The organism is Paenibacillus sinensis, assembly GCF_019904155.1.
GTDB classification, from domain to species: Bacteria; Bacillota; Bacilli; order Paenibacillales; family Paenibacillaceae; genus Paenibacillus_AQ; species Paenibacillus_AQ sinensis.
In genome coordinates, this window is record NZ_JAHCMB010000139.1 from 19846 (window position 1) to 45218 (window position 25373).

At 57.7% G+C, this 25373-nt stretch carries 20 protein-coding genes and 1 other annotated feature; of the genes, 1 reads left to right on the plus strand and 19 read right to left on the minus strand.

What is annotated here, in order from left to right:
* Positions 1–59: 59 nt before the first annotated feature.
* The 12 genes from KIH86_RS15915 to KIH86_RS15970 all read right to left on the minus strand — a co-directional run bounded on the left by KIH86_RS15915 (position 60) and on the right by KIH86_RS15970 (position 15711).
* A complete protein-coding gene (locus KIH86_RS15915) occupies positions 60–1091 on the minus strand; it encodes a rod shape-determining protein (RefSeq protein WP_223083783.1) in 1032 nt (343 codons plus the stop codon).
* Between the two features lie 69 nt (positions 1092–1160).
* Positions 1161–1850, minus strand: a complete 690-nt coding sequence (gene radC / locus KIH86_RS15920) for a RadC family protein (protein WP_223083784.1) — start codon at positions 1848–1850, stop codon at positions 1161–1163.
* Positions 1851–2284: 434 nt separating this feature from the next.
* Positions 2285–3067, minus strand: coding sequence for a Maf family protein (locus tag KIH86_RS15925; protein ID WP_235775444.1), 783 nt, complete (start codon positions 3065–3067; stop codon positions 2285–2287).
* 51 nt (positions 3068–3118) lie between these two features.
* Positions 3119–3364 carry a DUF4321 domain-containing protein gene (locus KIH86_RS15930; RefSeq protein WP_223083786.1) on the minus strand — a complete coding sequence of 82 codons (246 nt, stop codon included), beginning with the start codon at positions 3362–3364 and terminating at the stop codon, positions 3119–3121.
* A gap of 192 nt (positions 3365–3556) precedes the next feature.
* Complete coding sequence (locus KIH86_RS15935; protein ID WP_223083787.1) at positions 3557–4927, minus strand: SPOR domain-containing protein; 1371 nt, start codon at positions 4925–4927, stop codon at positions 3557–3559.
* A gap of 143 nt (positions 4928–5070) precedes the next feature.
* On the minus strand, positions 5071–6237 hold the full coding sequence (locus tag KIH86_RS15940) for a GGDEF domain-containing protein (RefSeq protein WP_223083788.1): 1167 nt from the start codon (positions 6235–6237) through the stop codon (positions 5071–5073).
* 190 nt (positions 6238–6427) lie between these two features.
* Positions 6428–7816, minus strand: coding sequence for a UDP-N-acetylmuramate--L-alanine ligase (murC, locus tag KIH86_RS15945; RefSeq protein WP_223083789.1), 1389 nt, complete (start codon positions 7814–7816; stop codon positions 6428–6430).
* Between the two features lie 7 nt (positions 7817–7823).
* On the minus strand, positions 7824–9203 hold the full coding sequence (locus tag KIH86_RS15950; RefSeq protein WP_223083790.1) for a bifunctional folylpolyglutamate synthase/dihydrofolate synthase: 1380 nt from the start codon (positions 9201–9203) through the stop codon (positions 7824–7826).
* Between the two features lie 5 nt (positions 9204–9208).
* The gene (locus KIH86_RS15955; RefSeq protein ID WP_223083818.1) at positions 9209–11842 is read right to left on the minus strand and encodes a valine--tRNA ligase; all 2634 of its coding nucleotides are present in this window, start codon (positions 11840–11842) and stop codon (positions 9209–9211) included.
* A gap of 160 nt (positions 11843–12002) precedes the next feature.
* Positions 12003–12278: a binding site (T-box leader), on the minus strand.
* 63 nt (positions 12279–12341) lie between these two features.
* Positions 12342–13742: a DUF5808 domain-containing protein gene (locus tag KIH86_RS15960; RefSeq protein WP_223083791.1), complete on the minus strand. Its 1401-nt coding sequence runs from the start codon at positions 13740–13742 to the stop codon at positions 12342–12344.
* 16 nt (positions 13743–13758) lie between these two features.
* Positions 13759–14154: a GntR family transcriptional regulator gene (locus KIH86_RS15965; protein WP_223083792.1), complete on the minus strand. Its 396-nt coding sequence runs from the start codon at positions 14152–14154 to the stop codon at positions 13759–13761.
* A gap of 243 nt (positions 14155–14397) precedes the next feature.
* Positions 14398–15711, minus strand: a complete 1314-nt coding sequence (locus tag KIH86_RS15970; RefSeq protein ID WP_223083793.1) for a LysM peptidoglycan-binding domain-containing protein — start codon at positions 15709–15711, stop codon at positions 14398–14400.
* Positions 15712–15962: 251 nt separating this feature from the next.
* On the opposite strand from KIH86_RS15970, the gene greA reads away from it, so the two are divergent.
* On the plus strand, positions 15963–16448 hold the full coding sequence (gene greA / locus KIH86_RS15975) for a transcription elongation factor GreA (RefSeq protein WP_223083794.1): 486 nt from the start codon (positions 15963–15965) through the stop codon (positions 16446–16448).
* A 128-nt stretch (positions 16449–16576) separates the two neighbouring features.
* Here the strand turns inward: greA and KIH86_RS15980 are convergent, their stop codons facing one another.
* The 7 genes from KIH86_RS15980 to hemC all read right to left on the minus strand — a co-directional run bounded on the left by KIH86_RS15980 (position 16577) and on the right by hemC (position 25373).
* Entirely contained in the window at positions 16577–17461 is an 885-nt protein-coding gene (locus KIH86_RS15980; RefSeq protein ID WP_223083819.1) for an RluA family pseudouridine synthase, read from the minus strand.
* Between the two features lie 59 nt (positions 17462–17520).
* Positions 17521–18822 (minus strand): glutamate-1-semialdehyde 2,1-aminomutase, encoded by a 1302-nt coding sequence (gene hemL / locus KIH86_RS15985; RefSeq protein ID WP_223083795.1) that lies wholly within the window; start codon positions 18820–18822, stop codon positions 17521–17523.
* Positions 18823–18980: 158 nt separating this feature from the next.
* Positions 18981–19979 carry a porphobilinogen synthase gene (gene hemB / locus KIH86_RS15990; RefSeq protein ID WP_223083796.1) on the minus strand — a complete coding sequence of 333 codons (999 nt, stop codon included), beginning with the start codon at positions 19977–19979 and terminating at the stop codon, positions 18981–18983.
* Positions 19980–20475: 496 nt separating this feature from the next.
* Positions 20476–21462, minus strand: a complete 987-nt coding sequence (locus KIH86_RS15995; RefSeq protein ID WP_223083820.1) for an aldo/keto reductase — start codon at positions 21460–21462, stop codon at positions 20476–20478.
* Between the two features lie 132 nt (positions 21463–21594).
* On the minus strand, positions 21595–22614 hold the full coding sequence (locus KIH86_RS16000) for an SPL family radical SAM protein (protein WP_223083797.1): 1020 nt from the start codon (positions 22612–22614) through the stop codon (positions 21595–21597).
* A 247-nt stretch (positions 22615–22861) separates the two neighbouring features.
* A complete protein-coding gene (gene cobA / locus KIH86_RS16005) occupies positions 22862–24409 on the minus strand; it encodes a uroporphyrinogen-III C-methyltransferase (protein ID WP_223083798.1) in 1548 nt (515 codons plus the stop codon).
* A gap of 4 nt (positions 24410–24413) precedes the next feature.
* Positions 24414–25373 (minus strand): hydroxymethylbilane synthase, encoded by a 960-nt coding sequence (hemC, locus tag KIH86_RS16010; protein WP_223083799.1) that lies wholly within the window; start codon positions 25371–25373, stop codon positions 24414–24416.

Genomic DNA, 25373 nt, shown 5'->3' on the forward strand with positions numbered 1-25373 from the left:
TAACAACCGTTTTCTCTCCCGCGTAAGAGTTCTTCCGTTCTTCGTCCTCCGCCTATTTATTACCGTTTGGAGCGAGATCCGCTGCCCCGGGTTTTGAACAGATGGATATTCTCCAAGGCTTTGCCTGTGCCGACCGCCACGCAGTCCAGCGGGTTCTCCGCGACGATGACAGGCATGCCGGTCTCGCGGGCCAGAAGCTTATCCAGATTGCGCAGCAGCGCGCCGCCACCCGTCAGCACGATGCCGCGGTCCATAATGTCGGCCGCAAGCTCCGGCGGACATTTCTCAAGCGTTACCTTGACCGCTTCAATGATGGCGTTCACGGTATCGTTCAGCGCTTCGGATATCTCGTCCGAGGTAATGGTCAGCGTCTTGGGAAGACCGGTTACGAGGTCGCGGCCGCGAATTTCCATCGTCTCCGCCTTCTCCAGCGGCAGCGCGGAGCCGATGTCCATCTTGAGCTGCTCAGCCGTACGTTCCCCGACCATCAGATTATATTGGCGCTTGACGTACTGAATGATTGACTCGTCCATTTCATCGCCGGCCACGCGCACCGAACGGCTTGTTACGATGCCCCCGAGCGAAATGACAGCAACCTCCGTCGTGCCCCCTCCGATATCGACAACCATGCTGCCCGTCGGTTCCCATACCGGCAGATCGGCGCCGATCGCTGCGGCGAACGGTTCCTCGATGATATAGGCCTCGCGCGCGCCCGCCTGCTTCGTCGCGTCCTCAACGGCGCGCTGCTCTACCGCCGTGATGCCGGAAGGCACGCATACCATCACATTCGGATGGCGCTGGAACATGGAGCGCTGCTTCTGCGCCTGGCGGATGAAGTATTTGATCATTGTAGCGGTCGTGTCAAAATCGGCGATAACGCCGTCCTTCATAGGACGGATCGCACGGATGTTGCCCGGTGTGCGGCCGATCATTTTTTTGGCAGATTCGCCTACGGCTTCTATGGTCTTCGTATCGGTACGGATAGCCACAACGGAAGGCTCTCGAACTACAATTCCTTTTCCGCGGACATATACCAGTGTATTCGCTGTTCCCAGATCAATTCCCAAATCTTTTGTAAAGCCACCCAACATGCTGTAAACTCCCTTTCCTGTCAATGTGCTTCGTTCATTTTTTAAGTATTTTGTTCATTTTAAAGAATGCTACATCAGGCCTTTTTCCTTCATACTGACAAATTCACTGTCTCCGATAATGAGATGATCCAGCACGTCGATGCCGACGATTTCGCCAGCCTCAAGCAATCTCCGGGTTAGGGAAATATCCTCGGGACTCGGCGTCGGATCGCCGCTTGGATGGTTATGCGCACATATAATGGAAGCGCTGCTGCATTTAATGGCCGCCCGAAACACCTCTCTGGGATGGACAATCGAAGCGTTCAGGCTTCCCATCGACAGCGTCTCCTGCGCGATCACATGATTTTTGGTGTTCAAAAAGAGACAGACGAAATGCTCTTTCTGCAAATAGCGAAGCTGCTCGGTGAGAATGGCAGCCGCGTCATGCGGACTGCGGATAATAACCGCCCGGTCCATCCGGCTGTTCGCCATTCTCCTTCCAAGCTCAATGCCGGCTTTCAGCTGCACGGCCTTGGCGGGACCAATGCCCTTCATTTGCGTCAGTTCTTCAATGCTGAGGTCAGACAGGCCGCGAATGCCGCCCGCCTCTCCCAATATGCGCTGCGCCATATGAATCGCCGATTCGCGGCGGGTTCCCGTTCGCAGCAGTATAGCCAGCAGCTCGGCCTGGCTCAGTGATTCCGCCCCATAATGCATCATGCGTTCTCTCGGTCGTTCTTCATGGGGAAGGTCTCGCAGCAAAAACGTTGACGATTCCATCCCGTACTCTTCCTTTCAGCCTTTATGTATCCAGTCGGCTGCATGAGAATTAATTGAATAAGCTCTTGCCCGGCCGTGATTAGACCGAAATTCCTCAGGTGTCGTCATTTTCCTACACACCCTCAATTATTATACGGGGAAAGCCAGTGCAATACAAATAGAAATGAAGCCCGGAATGGATTACCAATCGGTGAGCTAGGGCATTGAAGGCAGGGGCGCTGACGACCTGTCCCATGAAATCCTTAAGTACCGCCCTGTTCGCTCCGAACCGGTAGGGCAGAATATTCTTTCTAATAGAATAACGCTGATCGAAATCTTGTCGAAGTTGTTGATACTTTGTTGATACTTTGTTGATTTTGTCACAAAAGAAGACTTCCTCCAGCCTTACGGCCTTTCAGAAGTCTTCTTGGATACTGTCTATAAATCGCGGTGTGTCAAAAGGGACTTATTCCGAACCTGGACAGCATCTTGTACAGCAGGTTCAGAGGCAGGCCCATAACACTGTAAAAATCGCCCTCCATCCGCTCGATGAACACGGAGCCGATGCCCTGAATGCCATAAGAGCCCGCCTTGTCCATCGGCTCTCCCGTGGCGATATAGCTTGCGATCTCGGCGCTGGTCATCGGGCGGAACGTGACTCTGCTCTCCGTGTATCCCGCAAGCGCCAGCGGCTTCTCACGTGATGGTCCCGGAATCACCGCATACCGGCCCAATCCGCCAAATGGAAGCGGCGTGATGATGCCGTCATTTCCATTTCCCAATTCCGGGGAAGCCGCATCCGCCGTATCCCCCGGCTCTCCCGGAACCGTCTTCCATATATCCTCGGGAAGCGCTCCGATCACTTCTCCCGCTTGTCCTGCCCACACGCAGGCCAGTCCGGTGAAGACGGAATGCGACCTTCCCTGAAGGGAGGCCAGCATATCCCGCGCCTCCGATTCGTTCCGCGGCTTGCCGAGCACCCGCCCATCCAGCACGACGATCGTATCGCTGCCGACCACAACGCCCGGCTTATTCCCGGCCTGCGGAAGCACGGCTTCCGCCTTGCGCAGCGCAAGCGTGCTTACAATATGCTCCGGCATCCATTCCGGCTGAAAGCTCTCATCCGCATCGCTTGGAATCACCTTCAGCGGAAGTCCGAGCAGGGACAGCAGCTCCCGGCGTCTCGGCGAACCGGAAGCGAGAATAATCGGCGTTATTTCGCCGTCTGTTTCGGTCACAGCCATCCAACATCCTTTCCCGGTATCCGGCTGCCGGTCCAGGCGGCCGGTCTATTTTCTGCGGTACAGCCACACGGCCACGATAATGCCGGCGAGGCTGAGTATACAGAGCTTCAATTGAATCGTTACGTCATACATCAGGATATCCAGATCGGCCTGCGGCGACCACTTGATCAAAGTGGATTTCGTCAAAAAAGACAAGCTCTTGACCGGCTCCAGCAGCTTGGCGACCCATGCTCCGGCCAGCCAGCCCAAGATTATATAGAGCACAAGTATTCCTACATTTCTCTTTTTCATCGACCGTCTTCCCTCACCCATTGTGACATCCACCCTATTATAAAGTCAAAATGGAGAGGAGCACAACGCAAAATCCGGCGGTGCTCTTATGCCCCGCCGGATCTCCCGGTTGATGAAGCCGGGCCGCCAGACTGCCTCAGCAGCTGGTTACCCGGCTATGCGATTTAGTCACAGATCCGCGTCCATTCCTGGTTAGCGGACCTCCATCGCCGCCAGCAGCTTCTGCTGGCCGCTCAACATGTCCAGCATGGAAGACTGGACCTCCCAGAGCAGGCCGTCCGCCTTGCTCTTCTGGTACTCGCTCATGGCGGAGATGCCCCGGCTCACAGCCGTCTCCATCTCCTTCGCCGCCGCCTGTCCTTCTGCGGGCAGCCCCGCTTCCAGCGCCTTGATATCCTGGCTCCACAGCATATGGAGATCGCTGATGCCCGCAGCATCAGCGGCGGTCCCTCCGCCGAGCAGCGAGGCGGAGAGCGAGCTCAGCTCGCCCAGCAGCCGGCCGCTGTCGTCAAAATACCGGGAGACCGCATCCGCGTCTCCCCCGAACGAGAGGCGGCTCACAGCCGGCAGCGTGAGCTCCTTCAGATAAGGCTCGATTCCCTGAGCCTTCAGCCGTACCGCGAGCTGCTCCGCCTGCCCGCGGTCAGCGGACAAGCCGGCGTAGACGCGGTTGTCGCCGGCGGCGAAGATGCCGGCGGCAAGCCCGGCATCCGCCAGTTCCTTCTTCGCCTGCTCCGCGCCCTGCGGCGTGCTGAACACGCCGTACTGGAGCAGGTAATAGGTCTGGGCCGGCAGCTGGACGGAGACGGCGGAGGCCGCTGCGCCTCCGTTCGCGCTCTGCTCGATGCCGGCCTGCGGCGAAGCCTGATCGGCGGTGTTTCCCGTATGGCCGCCGCCCAAATAATGCAGCGCTGCGTAGCCCAGCATCAGTCCGACGGCAAGCGCGCCCGCCACTGACACCGGAAACCGCCACCAGGATGACGGCCTTCCGGAGGTATAGTAGCCCCCGCCGTCATCCTCACTGGCGCCCCACACCGGATAATCTTCCTCATCCGCTGAATGCGCAGGCCCGCCGTGTTCATTATCCCGATACAGCGGGGAGCCGTAATCGAAGTCGGAATAGCTTCCGGCGGGACCGGAGTTCTCTTCGGGCTCAGCCGCTGCTTCGCTCCGGCGGTAATAACGATAGGAATCGCCGGAAGACGGGACCCGGCTCTGCTCGCTCTCCCGATAGTCCGCTTCATCATAATCCGGCTCCGGAAACGCCGGATAAGGATCGGGATACTTCCGGTCCGTCTTCCGCTGATTATAGGCCTTCTCCAGTTCCTCCAGCCGATACTCCCTGGCCGTTCTTCCCGGACTGTGCGCAGCGCGGCTATCCTGCCGCGTTCTTCCTCCGGCCGCCTGCCGCGCCTCCTCCAGACTATAGAGCTCGCCCCGGGGCTCCGGCTTGTTCTCTTCCGGGACTTCCACGACTGTCTCCTTCGTCCCGGATTCAAGCTGATGATCTTCACTCCGGATCTTTCCATTATCAAACCGGAACGTCATTCTTCCGCTGTTCAATCCGTCCACCTCACCTTGTCCAGTCTATAAGACAAGATATGATGGAGTGTGGACGGGTATGCCAGTTATCCGGAAAACGCATGGCGCCAAAGGAGGCCGCAGGACGTTCATCCGTGGATCTTGCTCTTAATCTTAGGCGATGCTTATGTGGCAGCGCTGCCGCGCACCACCTGGTTGCGTCCGCCGTGCTTGGCCCGGTACAGCGCCGCATCGCCGAGCTTGTACAGCTGATCAAGCCTCGTCTGCCGCTGCGGAACGATCGTAACAACGCCGATACTGACCGTATATTGAAGCGAATGTCCTTCCAGCCGCGAATTCATTACCGCCTTGCGGATTCTTTCGGATGTCTCTTCGCTGGCGGCTTCATCCGCCCCCTTCAGCAGCACCGCGAATTCTTCGCCGCCAAAGCGTCCGAACAGATCGCGCGGATTAAGGCAGTTCCCGACAGATACAGTGAAGCTTTGCAGAGCCTCGTCGCCGACCAAATGGCCGTAGCTGTCGTTCAGCCGCTTGAAGTGATCGATATCGAGCAAGAGAAAGGATACCGGTTCCTTGCGGACGGCCGCGTTTCGCACCGCTTCTTCAGCCTGCTGCCTGAAGGCACGGCGGTTAAGTACGCCGGTCAGCTCGTCATAGGCAGCCATTCTCTGCAGCCGTTCATAGGCCTTCTCGCGAAGCAGGAGAACAAAGCCCGCCGAGCCAATGATCATAAACAGAAACATCCCCAGATAATACGCATGCTGAACGAGTCCGTCCGAGAAGACATTCATGGCCTTATCCGTGAACAGCGCCGTCAGCCCTCTAACCATAATTGCAGACGCGATGACGATGTATCCCAGTCCCATTAAAGACAGCAGTGAAGAGTTCTTGCGGGACAAGAGCAGGCGAATCGCCGCCCAGAAGAGAAAGAACGAAGCCGTTAACGAGGCCGCAGCGATTCGCAGATCTTCAGACCCATGTCCGAAATAGACGAGCCCATAGGCCAGAATTCCCGCAGAGGCGATTACAATAAAATATCGGCGCGACCAGCCATCCAGCACTTCCGCCAGAATCAGCAGCGCGATGATCTCCAGACTGCCGCCCACGAGAAACAACGCGTTGCCGAGCAGGACGAGCGTGGAAAAGGGCCAGACTCCGCGCATAAGCACCAGCAGCCAGCAGGCGGACTGCAGCCACTTGGATAGAGCAAAGCTTGACAAGGTTCTGTGAACCGGAACACGGAAGCGATAAGTCGCGACTAGCAGCGCTGTTGCGATATTCCCGATCACCAGCGTAAGCAGGATCGTTCCGATATCCAGATGAAAATCCATCGTATGCACCACCATTCATTCTGTCTGCCCAAGATGATATGCCCCAAGACGTTCTGATATCTATCTACTATATACTATCGGAGTTCAGGGTCTAAAGTCTTATTTTTCCTGATGAATGGTTTACAAAAAAACGCATTCTCCTTCAGCATCAATGCTTCCGGAGAATGCGTAAGCCGGGGATTGCGGCCGATCAGTTCGAACCTTCCCGTCCCTTCAAATAATCGGCGAGTGCGTAGCCGACCTTGTAAATATCGCCAGCCCCCATGGTGATGACCAGATCGCCTGAAGCTACACGGCTCTTCAAATCGGCGAGAACCTCATCCTTGGCAGCCAGGTAGCGGGCAGCAGGATTGCTGTTCTGGACGATCAGTTCCGCCAGCTTGGCGGAGGTCACACCTTCGATTTGCTTCTCGCCAGCAGGCGAATAAATATCAGTGATGATCACTTCGTCCGCATCGCCGAAAGCCCGGCTGAATGCGTCGAGGAGAAAGAAGGTGCGGGTATAGCGCTGTGGCTGGAAGACCGCGATGATCCGCTTGCCTGTCGCCTTGGCCGCACTGATTGTGGCTTGAATTTCAGTCGGATGATGGGCATAATCATCGATCACCAGAATGCCGTCCGTCTCGCCGAGCACCTGGAACCGTCTTTTGGCACCGTTGAATTTAACAATAGCTGCCGCGATATCCTCGAACTGCAGCCCGGCTTTCAGGCAGGCAATAACTGTAGCCATCGCGTTATAGACATTATGCTGGCCGGGCACGGACAGCCGGATCCGTCCCAGCTGCTCGCCCTTATGATTCATCGTAAAAGAAACCTGACGGTCGCCCAGCACGATATCGGAGGCGTTGTAGTCCGCCGCCTCGGAACGAATGCCAAAGGTCGTCACCGAAGTGTTCACCTTCGGAAGCAAAGAAATCACCGTCTCATCATCCGCGCATACAATGTTGGTGCCGTCTTCCCGAAGCTGGCTCATGAACTGCGCATAAGCGCCCTTCAGCCGTTCGAAATCGCCGCCGTAGTTCTCCAGATGATCGGCTTCGATATTCGTGACGATCGCAAGCCACGGGTGATATTGCAGGAAGGAACCGTCGCTTTCGTCGGCCTCGGCCACGACAAATTCACCTTGTCCGGCCTTGGCGTTCGTGCCTACGTTCATGATCTCCCCGCCGATAATATAAGTAGGATCGACCCCGCACTCCTCCATGACCAGCGCAATCATCGAGGATGTGGTCGTCTTGCCGTGCGCACCGGCAACCGCAACGCCCTTGCGCTGATTAAGCAGGCGGGCCAGCATTTGGGAGCGGTGCAGGACCGGGATGTTCAGCCGCTCCGCCTCGACGCGCTCCACATTATCCTTGGGGAGAGCCGTGGAATAAACAACAAGATCGGCTCCCTTTACCTGCTCCGCCGTATGTCCGATATATACTTTCGCGCCTTTGGCGATAAGCTTCTCCGTCAATTCCTGAGCGGCCACATCTGAGCCTGTTACGTTATACCCCATCTCCAGCATAACGCGGGCAATAGCGCTCATCCCATAACCGCCAATTCCTATAAAATGAACTCGTTCCGTCGTATCCAACCGTTTGTCACCAGCCTTTTTCAGAATCGGGTTGCCGCAAAAGCGCGCTTCGCACATCGGCGATCAGGTAAAGCGTACCGGAGACGACCGCCAAATCCTCATCGTCTGTTATCGACTTCAGACGCTGCAGTGCTTGATCCCAATCGTGCTCCACCACTATCTCCAAGTGCTCCTTGGCGTAGTTCTCCCGCAGACTCTCCGCGATTGACTGAAGGTGTTCAGCGTCCATTTTCTTCCGGAAATCCGGCTCGGTCAGGATGAGCGTATCCACTATAGGAAGTATATGCTTGAAGTACGACTCGTGATGCTTGTTTGACAGCATACCCATCAATAAATTTAATTTTCGATACTTGTAAAATTTCGGCAGGCTCGCCGCCAGCACCTGCGCCCCCTCGGGGTTATGCGCACCGTCAAGCACGATCCGGGGAGAGCCCGGAATCTCTTCCAGTCTTCCCGCCCAGAACGTCTTGCGGAAGCCCGCCTTGAGGTCCTCATCCTCCAGGATGAACGCCATATACTGGCGCAGCACTTCAAGGGCCATCATGGCTCCCGCTGCATTAGCAATCTGATGCTCGCCCTTCATCGCGATGGACAGGTCGATAGAACGAAAAGGGCCATCAAAAATGAAGGACTGCAGCCCGTCCTGCTGAACGCCTTCGCTGCGGCAGGCAAACTGCTCGCCCGCCAGATACAGCGTGGACTTGCAGGAAGCGGCCTTCTCCTTCAGAACGGCGACCGCCTCCGGCTGCGAAACGCAGCTGACGGCAGGAACGCCGGGCTTGATGATGCCCGCTTTTTCAAAAGCGATCTGTTCCAGGGTATCCCCCAGAACATCGGTATGATCATAGCCCACGTTCGTTATGATTGAGACAATCGGGGTAACGATGTTCGTTACATCCATCCTTCCCCCGAGCCCTGTCTCCCATACGACGACGTCGGGATAGCAGACCTCCGCATAATAGAGGATTGCCAGCGCCGTGGACACCTCGAACATGGTGGGCGAACCCAGCTCCGTTGCGGCGATTTCCTCCACCAGTGGATAAAGACGGTTCGCGAGCATGGTCAGCGTCTCTTCGGGAATGTCCTCGCCGTTATACTGAAACCGGTTCGTGAATTTCGTAATGTACGGCGAGGTGAAGGTTCCGACGGAGTAACCGCATTGTCTCAGCACAGATGTCAAAAACGCACAGGTCGAGCCTTTGCCGTTCGTTCCCGCGACATGAATGAATTTCAGCCTGCGGTGAGGATGGCCGAGGTATTCCATCAGCTTCTCAATCCGGTCCAGGCCGGGCCGGATACCAAACGGGATCAAGCCGTTGATCCAGTTCACTGCTTCCGTGTATGTGTGCAAGGGGGCCGCAGCAGAGGCCCCGCTAATCTCTTCCATAATCCTTATCCCCTCAGCTCGGCAATGCGGGCCAGCACCTTCTCGCGCTTGGCCGAATAATCGGCCATCTTCGCCCGCTCCTCTTCGATGACTTTGGCCGGCGCCTTGGAGACGAAGCCGGGGTTGCCGAGTTTTTTCTCGACGCGCTCCACTTCGCTGCTCAGCGTCTGCACTTCTTTTTCAAGCCGCTTGATTTCCTGCTCGATATCGATCAGTCCCGACAGCGGAAGCAGCAGCTCGGCCCCCGTAACCACGGCGGACATCACCTTCTCCGGAGCTTCCGGATTCAGGCCCGCCACATAGGAAGATGTATTTGCGAACCGGCTGATATACGCTCCGTTGCGCTCGATGATCGCCAGCGTCTCCGGACTGCCGGCTTTGACGATCAGCTCGACCTTCTTGCTCATCGGCACATTGACCTCGGCGCGAATGTTGCGAACCGCGCGGATCATATCCATCAGCAGGTTCATTTCCGCCTCTGCGTCCGCATTCTCCAGGCCCGGATCGTATTCCGGCCAGGAAGCCAGCGTAATGGTCTTGCCTTCATGCGGCAGATGCTGCCAGATTTCCTCCGAAATGTACGGCATGAACGGATGAATCAGACGCAGTGTGCGGTCCAGCACATAGGCCAGAACGGACTGGGTGCTGCGCTTGGCCTCGGCATTCTCGCCGTAGAGCGACAGCTTCGCGAACTCGATATACCAGTCGCAGAGATCGTCCCAGATGAAATTGTAGAGCAGCCGGCCGGTCTCGCCGAAATCATACGCATTAATGAGACGCGAAACATCGCGGGAAGTTTCGTTCAGGCGATGCAGAATCCAGCGGTCGGCGGTTCCCAGCTCGCCTGTGATGTCGATATCTTCGTAGGCAACGCCCTCCAGATTCATCAGCGCGAAGCGGGAAGCGTTCCAGATCTTGTTGGCAAAATTACGCGCCTGCTCAACCTTCTCCCAGCGGAAGCGCAAATCCTGTCCCGGCGTGCTGCCCGTCGAAATCATGTAGCGCATGGCGTCCGCGCCGTACTTCTCGATAACTTCAAGCGGATCTACGCCGTTGCCGAGCGATTTGGACATTTTGCGGCCTTCCGCATCGCGGACAAGACCGTGAATGAGAACGTCGGCGAACGGCTTCTCGCCGGTGAATTCCAGCGCCGTGAAGATCATCCGCGCCACCCAGAAGTAGATGATGTCATAGCCGGTTACCAGCACATCGGTCGGGTAGTAGCGCTTCATGTCTTCGCTGTCCTCCGGCCAGCCGAGCGTCGAGAACGGCCACAGGCCGGAGCTGAACCAGGTGTCGAGTACATCCTCGTCCTGCTTGAGGTCCGTCAGACCGCTGATCCGCTTCGCTTCTTCCTCATCGCGGGCAACGACCATTTCCCCGGTTGATTCGGAATACCAGGCCGGAATGCGGTGGCCCCACCACAGCTGGCGGGAAATACACCAGTCGCGTACATTCTCGATCCAGTGGAGGTAGATCTTCTCGAACCGGTCCGGAACGAAGTTAACGCCCGTGCCGTCCTTTTGTGCCTTGATCGCAGCTTCGGCCAGCGGCTGCATCGCTACGAACCACTGGGTCGACAGATACGGCTCAACTACGGCGCCGGAGCGCTCGCTGTGTCCAACCTGATGCACATGATCCTCGATCGAGATCAGCACGCCCTGCTCTTTGAGGTCCGCGACGATCTTCTTGCGGCAATCGCTGCGGTCCAGCCCCTGATAAGGACCGGCTTCGGCGTTCATCGTGCCGGTTTCGTCCATGACGACGATCTGCGGCAGATTATGGCGCTGGCCGACTTCGAAGTCGTTCGGATCGTGGGCCGGGGTGATTTTCACCGCGCCGCTGCCGAACTCTTTTTCCACATATTCATCTGCAATAACCGGGATCTCGCGGCCAACGATTGGCAGAACAAGCGTCTTGCCGATCATGTCCTTGTACCGCTCATCCTCCGGATGAACCGCCACAGCCGTATCGCCGAGCATCGTCTCCGGACGCGTTGTCGCCACAGTGATGTACCCGCTGCCGTCTTTCAACGGATAACGCAGATGATAAAGATGCCCGTTGACTTCCTTGTACTCAACCTCGATGTCGGACAGCGCCGTGCGGGCCGCCGGGTCCCAGTTGATAATGCGCTTGCCGCGGTAGATGAGACCCTTCTCATACAATTTCACGAACACTTCACGAACCGCCTTCGACAAGCCCTCGTCCAATGTGAACCGTTCTCGGCTGTAGTCGAGCGACAGGCCCATTTTGGCCCACTGCTCATGAATGGTTTCGGCGTACTGATCCTTCCATGCCCAGACCTGATCGAGGAATTTCTCGCGTCCGAGGTCATAGCGTGAAATGCCCTGCTCGCGGAGCTTCTGCTCCACCTTCGTCTGGGTCGCGATGCCCGCATGGTCCGTACCCGGCAGCCAGAGCGTATCGTAGCCCTGCATCCGCTTCGTGCGGATCAGAATATCCTGCAGCGTGAAGTCGAGCGCATGCCCGATATGCAGCATCCCCGTTACATTAGGGGGCGGAATCACAATCGTATACGGCTTCGCTTCAGGACGCTGTCCGGCGCGGAAGAAGCCCTCTTCCATCCAATACGGATACCATTTCTGTTCGGCGGCTCTCGGATCGTAGGTTGTCGGCATACCGCCGCCGGCAGTGCCGCCTGTCGTCTCTCCCGACTGCTTAATCTCCGGCTGCGCCGAAGTCAAAGATTGTTCTGTCATGATTGATTCCCTCCGTAAGTTTGAAACTTGATTCCTGCAAGGCTGGCAGCCCTCAGAAAAACAAAAAGACCCTTCGTCCTCAAAGGACGAAAGGTCATTCTTTCGCGGTACCACCTTTGTTTCGCATGCAATACAAATCAAGGAATGCAAGCAGTCCTCTTGAACATGCGACACTTCATGCAGAAGTAACGGTCTGCGGCCGGCGGGTTCTAACCGGCTTCCTCACGGAATCCTCCGGCTCAAACGCGCGACTCCAGGGCGACTTCGGCTGTCATTATCCTGCGGGGGCTCACAGCTGCTGCTCTCCGCTCTCTGAAAGGGCTGACCGCCTACTCTTCCCGTTCCCAGTCTTTACGTACTTTCGGCTTATTACCTTACATCATACAATTTGCTTACGCCCTAGTCAACCAAGAAGAGCCTATTTTCCCACAGGGCCCCTTTTTTCCTTCAGGTCCTCAAACAACCGGAGTGTGGCTTCCTTGTCTTTATAGTTGAACACGACGGTCTGATCCGTCAGACGGATGACGATATATGGCGGAGAATCTTTGTATACATACAATCGGGCCGTTCCCCACTCCTTCAGCTTGAAGTGACCGCGGGCGTACGTATCGGTGGATACCCCGTTGACCCGTCTGCCCGAGGGGAGGGTGTCCGCAAGAGCAATATCCTGAACCTGATCCAGCGAAAAAGAATAGCCGTAGCTCGGACTCTCTACTCTCACCTCTCCATTGGCATTTATGCTCATGGCAGGTTTCATCCAATCTTCCCGGACGGTGAAAATCGATATCCCCGCTATCAGCAAGACCACGAACGCAGCGGTGATTCCCATGAACAGCCTTCCGCCCCGGGACGCCATATTGAGTGTCAGGCCGATCCCGCCCCGCTTCGGAACCATCATGCTGCGGTCGTCCGGATTGTAATACCAAAGACCATTAACCCAGTACTCGTCGTCATCGGTAATGAATGGCTGCTCCGCCGACTTCTCCAGCTCGAGCTGCCACTTCTTCGCCTGATGATCCGTATACGCGGCGCCGGCGAAGGGTACGGCAATCTGGATACCCAATACGATGTACCAGACGGTGTCCAGATATGCAGCTTCCTGCAGTCCGGTCCATACGGCAAAGGCAGCGAAGATGGCGTCCAGCAGCGCAAGCCCGAGAAAGAGAAAGGACCATGTCCGGCGCTGGGCCCTGTTCAGCGCTGCATTGATGGCGCTGTCGGCACTGTAAGCCCGGGTACGCATCCGGCGAATCGCCAGGGACACCAGAAACAACAGCAGCGTCACGCCCGCGGCCTGGACGGCCAGGTATGTCCCCGTATCCTGCGAACCGCGCACGGCGTAACAGATGGCCGCCAGGGATACCAGCAGGGGAACGGCGAACCAGCCAGGCGATACGGTCAGCCGGCTCTTCTGCAGAATCAGCGTAGTATCGGCTCGAACGACGCGCCGTTCGCCAAGGCTCCAGCCTTTGGCCTGCTTGATCTGCGAAGCCGAGCGGTGACTGGCGGCGAACAGCTTGTAGCCGGCAGTAAGGAAGACAACAAGCCAAACCCACCAATACACGAAGACCAGTGAGAACATGTCCCTGAGCGCTAACATCGGCAGCAGAAGCAGCACGCCCACTGCAATCAGCGCCAGGTTGTTCCGACGAAGACGGGCTCTCAGCATTTGTACTTCCTCCGAATCCGCTGCATCCTTCGGGAAGCCGATGCCCAGGACGATTACGCCGCCCGGCACCTGCATCCTGCCCCCATAGATTAGCTGAGTGACCGCAAGGATAAACAGGGCTATCAATATGAATAGAACGACTAGGCTCACTTAGAGAACCCCCTTTCTATTCCGTCAGCGTCTGCCGGCCTGCGGCAAGAGCTGCAAAGATTCCGCTGCACATGCTCTGGAACTCCTGACGGCCGATGCCCTTCAGCGCGGCTTCACTGATGACAAGGGTCAGCTCGCGTTCCAGCTTCTCCTTGTATACCGTGTCGCCTCCATCCGGCCTTGTTACTGCCGCGCCATGCCTGCGGTCGATGGACAGGAAGCCTTCGTTCTTCAGAATGGCATAGGCCTTGTTGACGGTCATCACATTTACGCCGAGCTCCTGAGCCAGCTGCCTGATGGTCGGAAGTCTCTCTCCGTCCTGCAGCTCTCCTCTTCCGATCGCCACGACAATGGCATTTCGCAGCTGGACATAAATCGGGGTATCGCTCTTGAAATCCAGGGTAAGGATCATGGGGTGCCTCCGAAAATTCAGTATTATTTGTATTAATGTATATAATACAAATAATTCTTAAATTCCGCAACCTGCCGCCAAGCCCTTTTTTGGCCTTAGACAGCAAAAATCCCGGCCTTGTTGGACCGGGACATGAATAGGATCTGCTGCACTTGCTGCACTCATCGATAGTGAGGTTACTGACGTTGAGAATTGTGAAATATGCAGGCTAAGAAATGTATAGATTGATGAAGTACACAGGCGTTATGGGATGTATAGAACCTGGCCTTCCTCCACGGTCTGCCCGGGCAGGCGGTTGTACAGCACAAGCTCTCGAGTGCTCAGCTGATACTTCTCGGCGATGGAATCGAGCGTCTCCTCCCGCTGGACAATGCATAACCGTACCTTCCGGAAAGCCTCCGAGTCTTGGGTACGCATAAAGCGGCTCTTCCATTCGCGGTCATCCGATTTCTCAACCTCAGCATCCGGAACACGGGCTGCCGTCTTCTCCTCCGGCTGTTCCTCCGTCTCGTCTTGTCTGTGTCCGAAGGGGAGAAGGGAAGAGAAGGTCAGATGTTCACTGTCCTTGTTCACGTTCTCTTTTTTGCTGCCCAAGGCAATCTTCAGATTTGGTTTCTCCTCCGGGAGCACAGACTGCTCCGGCGTCACTATGGCTGTCTGTACAGCCTCTTCTTCCGGATCGCCAACTGAGGTGGAGGGCTCATCCTCAATGACGGCCAAGTCTCCTTTGTTCTCCGCTTCTTCTGCAGACTCCGCTGCCGCATTCTCCGCGCTTTCCGTCTTTTCCGCATTCCCTAAGCGTCCCCATTCACTGCCGGTTGCCGTCTTGCCCAGGTGTTCCCCGCTCCCTGCAGCTGCGTACCCGGCGGTTCCGGGCAGCTTCGCCGGTTCCTGGACCGTCTCTCTCTCAGACAAGCCGTCCGCTGCGTCTGCCCCCTCACCCCACTCGTCGCTCAGCGCCAATACTGGTTCTTCCTGCACCGCTTCCGGAGCCGCGGCAACTCCATGGAACGAATGATCCTCCGGCTCTCCATCTTCCGTTGCGCCTTCGCCGAAGGTCCACACGGAATTCTCATACAGCTTGCCGCTGTCGTCTCCCGGATTCTCCTGGTCTCTTCCTTCTTCTTCGCGGGCTTCATCCTCTTCGGGAGAGTAGACAACAGTATATTCCTCGCGCTGCCAGGCAGGAACGTTCCCTCCCCCCTCGATACCGCGCAGCGACAAGACGCCTGTAACATTGAGGCTCCGCATCGTCAGCAGATCGATATCAAAATTCTCAATTTCAACCCCGATTTCATCGAGTGAGCTGATACGGGTCAGCGGCACTGTGATTTCAACGGGAATGGAATGCTCCAGCTGCTGGGTGATGTCGTCTTCGCTCCGGTAAAGGCCTGTCAGCACCAATTGTCCGTGCAGCTCCGCGCGGTCCTCGCGCTGGGTGACCTGAATATCGGGCAGCAGCTCAATTTCTTCCAGTTCGGCAATTCCCGGAAGGTCTTGAGGCAGATGAATGCGTTCATAAATGTCAAACCGCAGGCCGTGGGACTGGTCAAACACGGGAAACGTCCTCCTCCTTGGCATAATCTGACTCCGGGACAGGCCCGGAGCGCAAGCCCAAAATGTTACTCCCCCTATGTATATGCTCAGGGAATTGACGCATGACACCCGTTCGCGAAAAGCTCTTTTCCTGTCTCCTTCCAACCTCTTCCCAATCCGCTCATCAGGATTTCCGCTTCGACTATCGCTGACAGCTCCATTTGGGGTACAATAGAATAAAATAGCCCAGAAAAATTGGAGTTGTGATCAAAATGGCCAATAAGGAAGATGAAATCATTCTGACGCCGGAGGGCTACGCCCAGCTGGAAGAGGAACTGAAGGACCTTAAAACCGTGAAGCGCAAAGAGCTGGCCGAGCGTCTCAAGGTGGCAATCAGCTATGGGGACCTGAAGGAGAACAGCGAATATCACTCGGCCAAAGATGATCAGGCGTTCATGGAGACCCGGATCAAACAGCTTGAGAACATGCTGAAATACGCCCGCGTTGTCAACTCGGACAGTCTGGATGCAACTACGGTGAACGTCGGCTCCATCGTCGTGCTGAATGACATCGAGTTCTCCGAACAGGTGGAATATCGTATTGTCAGTCCGGCCGAAGCCGATGTCGCTGCGAATAAAATCTCGTACGAAAGCCCGCTCGGCAAAGAACTGCTTGGCAAATCGGCAGGCAGCAGTATCAAGGTGGACGCCCCTGCCGGCCTGATCGAGTACGAGCTGCTGGAGATTCGCCTGGCTTAACAATCGCTGTTCAGCGAGGAAAGAGAAGAACTGTCTAAGCGCAGCGCTTATCCATTCAAATCAGATAAAAAAGGATCAAAAGCGTACCGGACGGAAGGCCGGGGCTTTTGATCCTTTTCGTTTATGCGCTATTGCTTGCTGCCTTCAAGCCTTGCACGCAGCAGCATCATATCCTCCGGCCAAGGGTTTTCGGCTTCGATGACTTCGCCGGTCCATGGATGAGGGAACGCCAGGGATTCCCCGTGCAGCGCCTGCCGGTTCAGCTTCCGTCCGCTGGAAAGCTGCGGTCCCTCCGGACCTCCATACAGCGCATCGCCGTACAGGGGATGTCCCATATGGCTGAGATGAACCCGAATCTGATGCGTGCGTCCCGTCTCAAGCTCCAGTCGAAGAAGCGTCGCCTCCCTCCATGCCTCCCGCTGAACGATGCGGGTCACAGCAGGCTGTCCGCCAGGCGAAACCCGGCGGCGCGAAGCATGATGGCGGTCGCGTCCGATCGGCAGGTCGATTGTCTGGAGGCTCTTGGGCACAACCCCCTTCACGATGGCAGCGTATCTTCGGGTAATGTCCTTCCTCCGCATAGCCTCATCCAGCACAAGCTGGGCCAGCTCATTCTTCGCATAGAGAACCGGTCCGGTCGTCTCCTTGTCGAGCCGGTGAATATGGCGGACGGCGCAGCTCTGCCCGCTGGCAGAGTAATGCGCGGCCACTGCATGATCCAGCGTCACCGCGCTGCCGCCGCTGCCGTCCGGATGCACAGCCATGCCGCTCGGCTTATGGACAACAAGACAGAAGTCATCCTCGAACAAGATCTCCAGCTCGTGCCAGAGCGGGTCGATTCCCGGCTCCCTTGACGGAAAGAGCGCCAGACGCAGCCGGTCACCCTTGAGCTGGATTCCGTTCTCCCGCAGGAGCCGTTCCCGCAGCTTGTCCGGCATCCCGACCGTCTCGCTCAGCCATAGGCAGGCCGCAGCTATCCGGTCCTCCGCAGCAAGCAGGCTCCTGCCGGGCATGGTCTCCAGCCACTCGCCCCGGCGGACCCACCCCGGCCGCTTCGACTGATTCCCAGGCTTCACAGCGACTTCAAGACGGCGCGATGGGCTTCCAGGGTATCGTCGATATCCTGTTCGCTGTGCGCTGCCGAGAGGAACATGCCCTCAAACTGCGAAGGCGGGAGGCTGATGCCGCGCTCCAGCATTTTGCCAAAGTAGGTGCGGAACCGGGCAACATCGCTGCTCTTCGCCGTGTCGTAATTCGTGACCGGTCCCTCCGAGAAGAACGGACACACCATGGAACCGACACGGTTCACGGTCAGCGGAATGCCGGCTTCCCGGGCATTGGCGTTCAGTCCGGCTTCAAGGCGGGCGGCAAGAGCTTCCAGCCGTTCATAGACCTCAGGCGTCAGCAGCTTCAAGGTCGTGAGACCGGCGGCCATCGCGAGCGGGTTGCCGCTAAGTGTACCGGCCTGGTAGATCGGACCGGAAGGCGCAATCCGGTCAACGATCTCCCGGCGGCCGCCGTAAGCGCCGACCGGAAGACCGCCGCCGATCACCTTGCCGAAGCAGGTCAAGTCCGGCGTAATGCCGAACAATCCTTGGGCGCAGCCGCGGTTCACGCGGAACCCTGTCATGACCTCGTCGAAGATCAGCAGCGCTCCGTAGTCAAGCGTCAGCTTCCGCAGTCCTTCCAGGAATCCGGGAACAGGCGGGACAACACCCATATTACCGGCGATCGGTTCCACGATAATGGCCGCAATATCCTCTCCGAATCGTTCAAAGGCCAGTCTGACCGATTCCAGGTCATTATATGGAACTGCGATCGTATTGGCTGCGATGCCTTCCGGCACGCCGGGGCTGTCCGGCAGGCCGAGGGTGGCGACGCCGGAGCCTGCCTTGATAAGCAGGCTGTCGCCGTGGCCGTGATAGGAGCCTTCGAATTTCAAGATTTTGCTTCGGCCGGTGTATCCCCGGGCCAGACGGATGGCGCTCATCGTCGCTTCCGTGCCGGAGTTGACCATCCGGACGATATCAACGGAATGGACCCGTTCCACCACGGTCTTGGCCATTTCCGTCTCCAGCAGCGTCGGCGCGCCAAAGCTCGTACCCTTGGCTGCCGTCTCCTGCAGCGCCTGAACGACGTCCGGATGGGCGTGCCCCATAATCAGCGGTCCCCAGGACAGAATGTAATCGATAAAGCTGTTGCCGTCGATATCGTAGATTCGGGAGCCTTGGCCCCGCTCCACATATACCGGAGTGAGTCCGACCGATTTGAATGCCCGGACAGGGCTGTTCACTCCGCCGGGAATATAGCGTTTCGCCTCTTCGAATGCCGCCCGGGAAGCCTCTTCCCTGCGTGAGATTTGTTCCTTCTCCATACCTTCACCCTCCTTCTTGTCTTAGCCGGACCCCGGAACCGCTGTATGCCTTGATCCGTGCCCGGTGATCCGTGCGTGCTCCGTCATTAGTGCTTGGTGATTCGCACTCCGTTATTCGCACTCCATGATCCGTGTTAGCACTGTCCGGTGCCGCGCTTCTATTCGCGCAGCCAGCGGACCGCATCCTTGGCGTGGTAGGTGATGATCGTATCGGCGCCGGCACGTTTCAGCCCCGTCAAGAGCTCCAGCACGATGGCTTTCTCATTGATCCAGCCCTGCTGCGCCGCCGCCTTCACCATTGAATATTCGCCGCTGACGTTGTAAGCCACAAGCGGAAGGTCGAACTGGTCACGGATGACCCGGATGACGTCCATATAAGCGAGAGCCGGCTTCACCATCAGCATGTCGGCGCCCTCCAGCACGTCGCTCTCCGCCTCGCGGATCGCTTCCCGGACGTTGGCGGGGTCCATCTGATACGTCTTCCGGTCTCCGAACTGGGGCGCGGAATCCGCCGCTTCACGGAACGGTCCGTAGAAGGCGGAAGCGTATTTGACCGAATAGGACATGATCGGAACATGTTCAAAGCCCGCTTCATCCAGACCGGCGCGAATCGCCTCAACGAAGCCGTCCATCATATTCGACGGCGCGATAATGTCTGCTCCGGCCTTGGCCTGCGAGACAGCGGTCCGCGTCAGCAGCTCGAGGCTGGCGTCGTTGATGACATCGCCATGCAGGACCCCGTCCACCGTGTGGGTATGCACCATGCCGCAGTGGCCGTGGTCCGTAAATTCGCACAGGCAGGTATCGGCGACAACGAGCAGCCCGGGATGCCACTGCTTGATAAGCCGGGTTGCCTCCTGTACGATGCCTCTTTCGTCAAAGCCGGAGGAACCGATGGCATCCTTCGTCTCGGGAATGCCGAACAGCAGCACAGCAGGGATGCCGAGCGAGACGATCTCGTCCACTTCCTCCTTCAGCGTATCAAGCGAGAAATGATAAACACCGGGCATCGAAGCAATTTCCCGCTTCACACCGGCTCCAAAGGTTACAAAGATCGGCTGGATCAAATCCAGCGGGTTCAGCACCGTCTCACGCACCATGCCGCGAATGGCTGCGGAAGACCGCAGGCGGCGGTGACGCACAATTGGAAAGCTCATGAAAGGTTCCTCCTATAGTCGCTTCAGCTTCATTCATTGGTTCCCCTAAACAGCAAGAAACCCCGGCCGTCTGCCCTGCCAAAGAAGCGTAAGACACTTCCTTCTGGCGGCAGCCGGCTCAGGGTTAGGCGCGTATGGCATTCGCGCCCGGACGCCGTTAGGCGCCCATGGCTATAACTCACGCGTCTGGACGCCTTTAGGCGTGCGCATGAATTACGCGCTGAGGCGCCGTATGGCGCCCATGGCTATTGACTCACGCGCGTCTGGACGTCTTCAGACGTGCGCATGAGTTACGCGCTGAGTCGCCGTATAGAGTCCATGGCTATTGACTCACGCGTCTGGACGCCTTCAGGCGTGCGCATGAGTTACGCGCCCGGACACCCAACAGTCATGCGGGGTTGTCCATTCATCGTTTACATGCATATTATTGGCAAGGTCATTGTTAAGTATATCACAGTGATTTCGGTGAATTTCAGACTATTTTATGAACGGTTCCTCAGTTATTGAGCCATTTCATAGAGGCTTCGGGATAGCGGAATCCCGCCGCCGCTCCCTTCGGCGCGGCTTCATCAATTAGACCCAACTCTTCAGGCGTCATGGTAATCCGGGCCGCTTCAACATTCTCTTCCAGATACGATCTGCGCTTGGTGCCTGGGATCGGCACAATATCTTCGCCGGCGCTGAGCAGCCAGGCGAGCGCGAGCTGGGAGGGACTGCAGCCTTTGTCCCGCGCGATTTCGCGAATCCGGTCCACAAGGTCCAGATTCTTCTTGAAGTTCTCGCCCTGGAATCTCGGAGAGAACCGTCGATAATCGCTCTCCTCCAAATCGTCGAATGACTGGATCTGACCGCTCAGGAAACCCCGGCCGAGCGGGCTGTACGCCACGAACCCGATGCCCGATTCGCGGCAGAACGGCAAGATTTCATCCTCCACATCACGACTCCACAGGGAGTATTCCGTCTGGAGCGCGGTAATCGGATGAACGGACTGCGCCCGGGCGATTGTCTTCACGGAAGCCTCGGACAGCCCGAGATACCGGACCTTGCCGGCCTGTACCAGATCGGCCATGGCTCCTACCGTCTCCTCGATCGGCGTATCCGGATCGACCCGGTGCTGGTAATAGAGGTCGATGTAATCGACCCCTAGCCGCTTCAGGCTGGCGTCGCAGGCCATCTTCACATACTCGGGACGACCGTTGACGCCGAGCATCGCGCCATCGGCGGCGCGGACATTGCCGAACTTGGTTGCCAGAACGACGCTGTCCCGCCGTCCCCGGATTGCCTGCCCGACGAGTTCCTCGTTCCGGCCCACACCGTACATATCCGCCGTATCGAGAAAGGTCACCCCCAAATCCAGCGCTCGGTGGATGGTCTTGATGGACTCCTCGTCATCCCGCCCTCCGTAGAACTCGGACATTCCCATACAGCCCAGACCCAGCGTTGATACTTCAAGCCCCGTTTTGCCCAATACGCGTTTCTTCAAATTCATTCCCTCTTTTCCCGATTAGGATGTGAAATAAGCGGCAACGTTATGTCCTTCATTTTACTCCGATCCGAAGGTAAACGCATCTCCGTGCCAGCCAGCTGCCCACCGATCCCCTTACCGACTCCTTTTCTAGAAAGAGAACGACAGCTGTTCCAGCGGCGGTTCTTCAGCCGGTTCCGGCAGCCTTCTATTTACCTGTGTATCCTGATGCATCTCCTGCTCCAATCCCGTCAGGTTCTCCATAGGCAGGCTCCGGCAGGCATGGCGTTCACGGTTCTTCCGAAGGTCCGGACCGAATCTGCGATGCAGGCTGTCCAGCAGCCGCGACATCTCGCCCCGGTACCCGTCTTCCGCATAACCGCCCCCTGCATACAGCTTGCGGTACGGCGTAAGGAGGTCGGGAAATTCCTCTTTCAGTGTGCGGAAATACCAGTTCTTAACCTCCGGCGACAGACGCAGCAGCGATGTCATGATAGACCCGGCCCCAGACTCCACTGCAGTAAGGAACAGTCTCTCCAGCTCCTCCTCGCTGTCCGAGAGCAGGGGGAGGATCGGGGCAATGAACACATTTGTCATGATGCCATGCTCCGCAAGACGATGCAGCAGTTCCACCCTCCTGGAGGGCAGGGGAGAACCCGGTTCCAATCGTCGCGCAATTCCGTCATTCAAAATGTTTAGACTAATATTAACCGAAAGCGACGGCATCTCCTTCAGCAGCTCCAGATCTCTCAGAATCAGTGGGGAGCGCGTCGTAACCGAGGTTCGGATTTGATACCTAGCCAGCACCTTCAGGCATTGACGGGTGAGCAGGGCCTTGCTCTCCACCGGCTGGTAAGGGTCCGTCACCGTTCCAAGCATAACCTCGCCAACCTCTTCTCGCATGGCTGCAAGATCGTGCTTGAATCGCTTGGCAAGACGTGCCAGCTGTTCTTCGAGCGCCTCCGCCGCATTCGTCTTGAGCAGAATGTGATTCTGGAACTCATCGTCCCCCTTCCGGTCAAGGAAGCCCTGAAAGCCCCGGGCAAAACAGTAGCTGCAGGCATGCGCGCAGCCCCGGTACGAATTGATCGACCAGCCGAAAGGCATCCGCTCCTCTTTCACACGCGTCATTCCCGTCTTTGTTGTCACCGGCTCGTAGATTTTTACCATTTCCCATCCTCCAACAAGAACATTTGTTCTTATTATAGCACATATCTCCGAAATCATACACCGGAAATGGAGCAAGGAATCCGGCCGGATTGTTCCTGCAGCCATTTTTCGAATTAACGGTTCATTTAATGGATGGCAAAAAAACCGGAGCCATTCGGCCCCGGTTCCACAGCATATCCGTTCCATATTCGTTTATCCGCTCTATCCGTTCTGTCCAATCATTCTGCTCACCAAGGCCCTTAAGAGGTCACGGCTTCCGCACCTCTTCATTCCACTGGCACAGCACGCCGATAAGCGAATCAATCGTCGCTTCTTCCGCCAGCAGCCCCGGCTTCAGCCCGGCTTCTACGGCGGTCTTCTCTGTCAGCGGACCAATACAGGCGATCTTGACCGGCTCAAGCAGCGGCAGCGGATCTTCGATCCCCATCCGCTTCAGAATCTCCAGGAAGTTCCGCACGGTCGAGGAGCTGGTGAAAGTAACAGCATGAACCCGCCCTTCCTCCAGCAGCTTCAGCAGCTCGTCATCATCCTCGCCGGTCACAACGGTCTCGTAGGTATCAATCTCCGTCACCTCAAGCCCGAGCTCCGTCAGCTTCGCCGGCAGCCAGTCCCGCGCGAGATCGCCGCGCGGGAGCAGAGCCTTCTGGCCCGCTTTCAGCTCGCCCTGGAAGGCCTCGATCAGGCCTTCCGCCCGGAAGCGGGCCGGCAGCTCCTCGGCGATCAGGCCGCGCTGCGCCAGCGCCTCCGCCGTTGCCGGGCCCACGGCCGCAAGGCGGGCGCCGTGAAGGCCGCGGATATCGACTCTTCGTTCCATCAGATGACGGAAGAAGAAATCGACGCCGTTGGGACTGGTGAAGAACACCCAGTCATATTCCGGCAGGCGGGACAGCGCCGAAGCGATAGCCTCACGCTTCTCGGCGTCCTGCGGCATTATCGTCTCGATGACCGGGAACTCATAGGGCTCGCCCCCCAGATCCTCGATCCGTTCCACCAGCTCGCTCGCCTGGCTGCGGGCGCGCGTTACGACGATCCGGCGGCCGAACAGCGGAAGCTGCTCGGCCCATTTCAATTCCTCCCGCTGCCGGACGACCTCGCCGACAACGATGACAGCCGGCGGCTGAAAATCCGCCGCCAGCACCTTCTCCTCAATGTCGGCGAGTGTGCCGACAAGCGTCTCCTGCTCCGCCCGGGTTCCCCAGCGGACCAACGCGACCGGCGTCTCCGGCGAACGGCCGTGCCGGATCAGATTGTCGCGAATATAGCCGATCTTCGCGACGCCCATCAGGAAGACGAGCGTGCCCGTCGCGTTCGTCACCTTGTCCCAGTGAATCGAGCGGTCGAGCTTGTCCGGGCTCTCATGCCCGGTAATGATGGAGAGCGAAGAGGCATAGTCCCGATGGGTGACCGGGATACCGGCATATGCCGGTACGCTGATCGCCGAGGTGATGCCCGGCACGATCTCATATGGAATGCCATTGCGCCGAAGAAGCTCGGCCTCCTCGCCCACCCGGCCAAAAATCGTCGGGTCGCCGCCCTTCAGCCGGACAACCGTCTTGCCCTGCAAAGCCAGATCGACGAGCAGCCGATTGATTTCCTCCTGCTTCATCGTGTGCCGGTCGGGAAGCTTGCCGACATAAATCTTCTCCCCGCCAGGGGGCATCCATTTCAGAAGCCGCGGACTGGCAAGCCGGTCATAGACCAGCACATCCGCTTTCTTGATGCAATCCATCCCTTTAATCGTAATCAGCCTGGCGTCCCCGGGACCGGCTCCCACCAGATAGACCTTCCCCTTCATCTCTTCATCCCCTTAGCTGTGACAGAATGCTCTCCGCTCCTTTGGCGATCAGCGCCTCCGCCACCTGTTCCCCGAGCGTGACCGGATCGGTCCCGGTGCGAGTCTCTTTCAAAATCCGAGCTCCATCCGGCGTACCTACCATTCCGGTAAGCGTCAGGCTCCGTTCTCCCTCTCCCGTACCGCTGGCAGCCCCCTCCACTGCAAGGGTGGCAAAAGCGCCGATCGGCACCTGGCAGCCACCGTTCAGCACACTAAGGAAACGGCGCTCCGCAGCGACGGTAAGGGCGGTATCTTCATCATTATATAATAACAGGAGCTGGCGCAGTTCGGAATCCTCTTCCCGGCATTCAATGCCGAGAGCGCCCTGGCCCACGGCAGGCAGACAGTCCTGCGGCGGCAGATACTCTGTCACGCGGTCCTGCCAGCCCATCCGCGTCAGTCCGGCGGCTGCTAGCAGAATGGCGTCATATTCGCCGCTCTCCAGCTTCTTCAGCCGGGAATCGATGTTGCCACGAACCGGCTGAATGTCCAGATCGGGCCGCAGCGCCGCCAGCTGGCTGGACCGGCGCAGACTGCTTGTGCCAACCTTGGCGCCTTGGGGCAGCCCGGCCAGTCCCTGGCCGCCGCGCGTAATCAGGCAGTCGCGTGGATCAATCCGCCGAGGCACCGCCCCATTGATTAATCCGGCGGGCAGCTCGGACGGCATATCCTTCATGCTGTGCACAGCCATGTCGATCTCCCCATCCAGCATCGCCTGTTCGATCTCCTTGACGAACAGCCCCTTGCCGCCGACTTTGGAGAGCGTAACGTCGAGAATGCGGTCGCCTTTCGTGACGATTTTTTTCACCTCAAATGTAAAAGCAAAGCCGTGCTCGGCGCAGAGCCGCTGCAAATCCGCGATCACCTGGCCCGTCTGTGTCAGCGCGAGCGCGCTCTGTCTGCTGCCTACCATTATCGTTCGCAT

Coding starts and splice junctions, on each gene's coding strand:
- hemL (WP_223083795.1), bottom strand. CDS start 18,822: ATGGAGAAGGAACAAATCTCACGCAGGGAAGAGGCTTCCCGGGCGGCA.
- radC (WP_223083784.1), bottom strand. CDS start 1,850: ATGGAATCGTCAACGTTTTTGCTGCGAGACCTTCCCCATGAAGAACGA.
- KIH86_RS15930 (WP_223083786.1), bottom strand. CDS start 3,364: ATGAAAAAGAGAAATGTAGGAATACTTGTGCTCTATATAATCTTGGGC.
- KIH86_RS15950 (WP_223083790.1), bottom strand. CDS start 9,203: ATGGAAGAGATTAGCGGGGCCTCTGCTGCGGCCCCCTTGCACACATAC.
- KIH86_RS16000 (WP_223083797.1), bottom strand. CDS start 22,614: ATGGTAAAAATCTACGAGCCGGTGACAACAAAGACGGGAATGACGCGT.
- hemB (WP_223083796.1), bottom strand. CDS start 19,979: ATGAGCTTTCCAATTGTGCGTCACCGCCGCCTGCGGTCTTCCGCAGCC.
- KIH86_RS15965 (WP_223083792.1), bottom strand. CDS start 14,154: ATGATCCTTACCCTGGATTTCAAGAGCGATACCCCGATTTATGTCCAG.
- KIH86_RS15940 (WP_223083788.1), bottom strand. CDS start 6,237: ATGGATTTTCATCTGGATATCGGAACGATCCTGCTTACGCTGGTGATC.
- KIH86_RS15980 (WP_223083819.1), bottom strand. CDS start 17,461: ATGCCCGGCAGGAGCCTGCTTGCTGCGGAGGACCGGATAGCTGCGGCC.
- KIH86_RS15955 (WP_223083818.1), bottom strand. CDS start 11,842: ATGCCGACAACCTACGATCCGAGAGCCGCCGAACAGAAATGGTATCCG.
- KIH86_RS15915 (WP_223083783.1), bottom strand. CDS start 1,091: ATGTTGGGTGGCTTTACAAAAGATTTGGGAATTGATCTGGGAACAGCG.
- hemC (WP_223083799.1), bottom strand. CDS start 25,373: ATGCGAACGATAATGGTAGGCAGCAGACAGAGCGCGCTCGCGCTGACA.
- greA (WP_223083794.1), top strand. CDS start 15,963: ATGGCCAATAAGGAAGATGAAATCATTCTGACGCCGGAGGGCTACGCC.
- cobA (WP_223083798.1), bottom strand. CDS start 24,409: ATGAAGGGGAAGGTCTATCTGGTGGGAGCCGGTCCCGGGGACGCCAGG.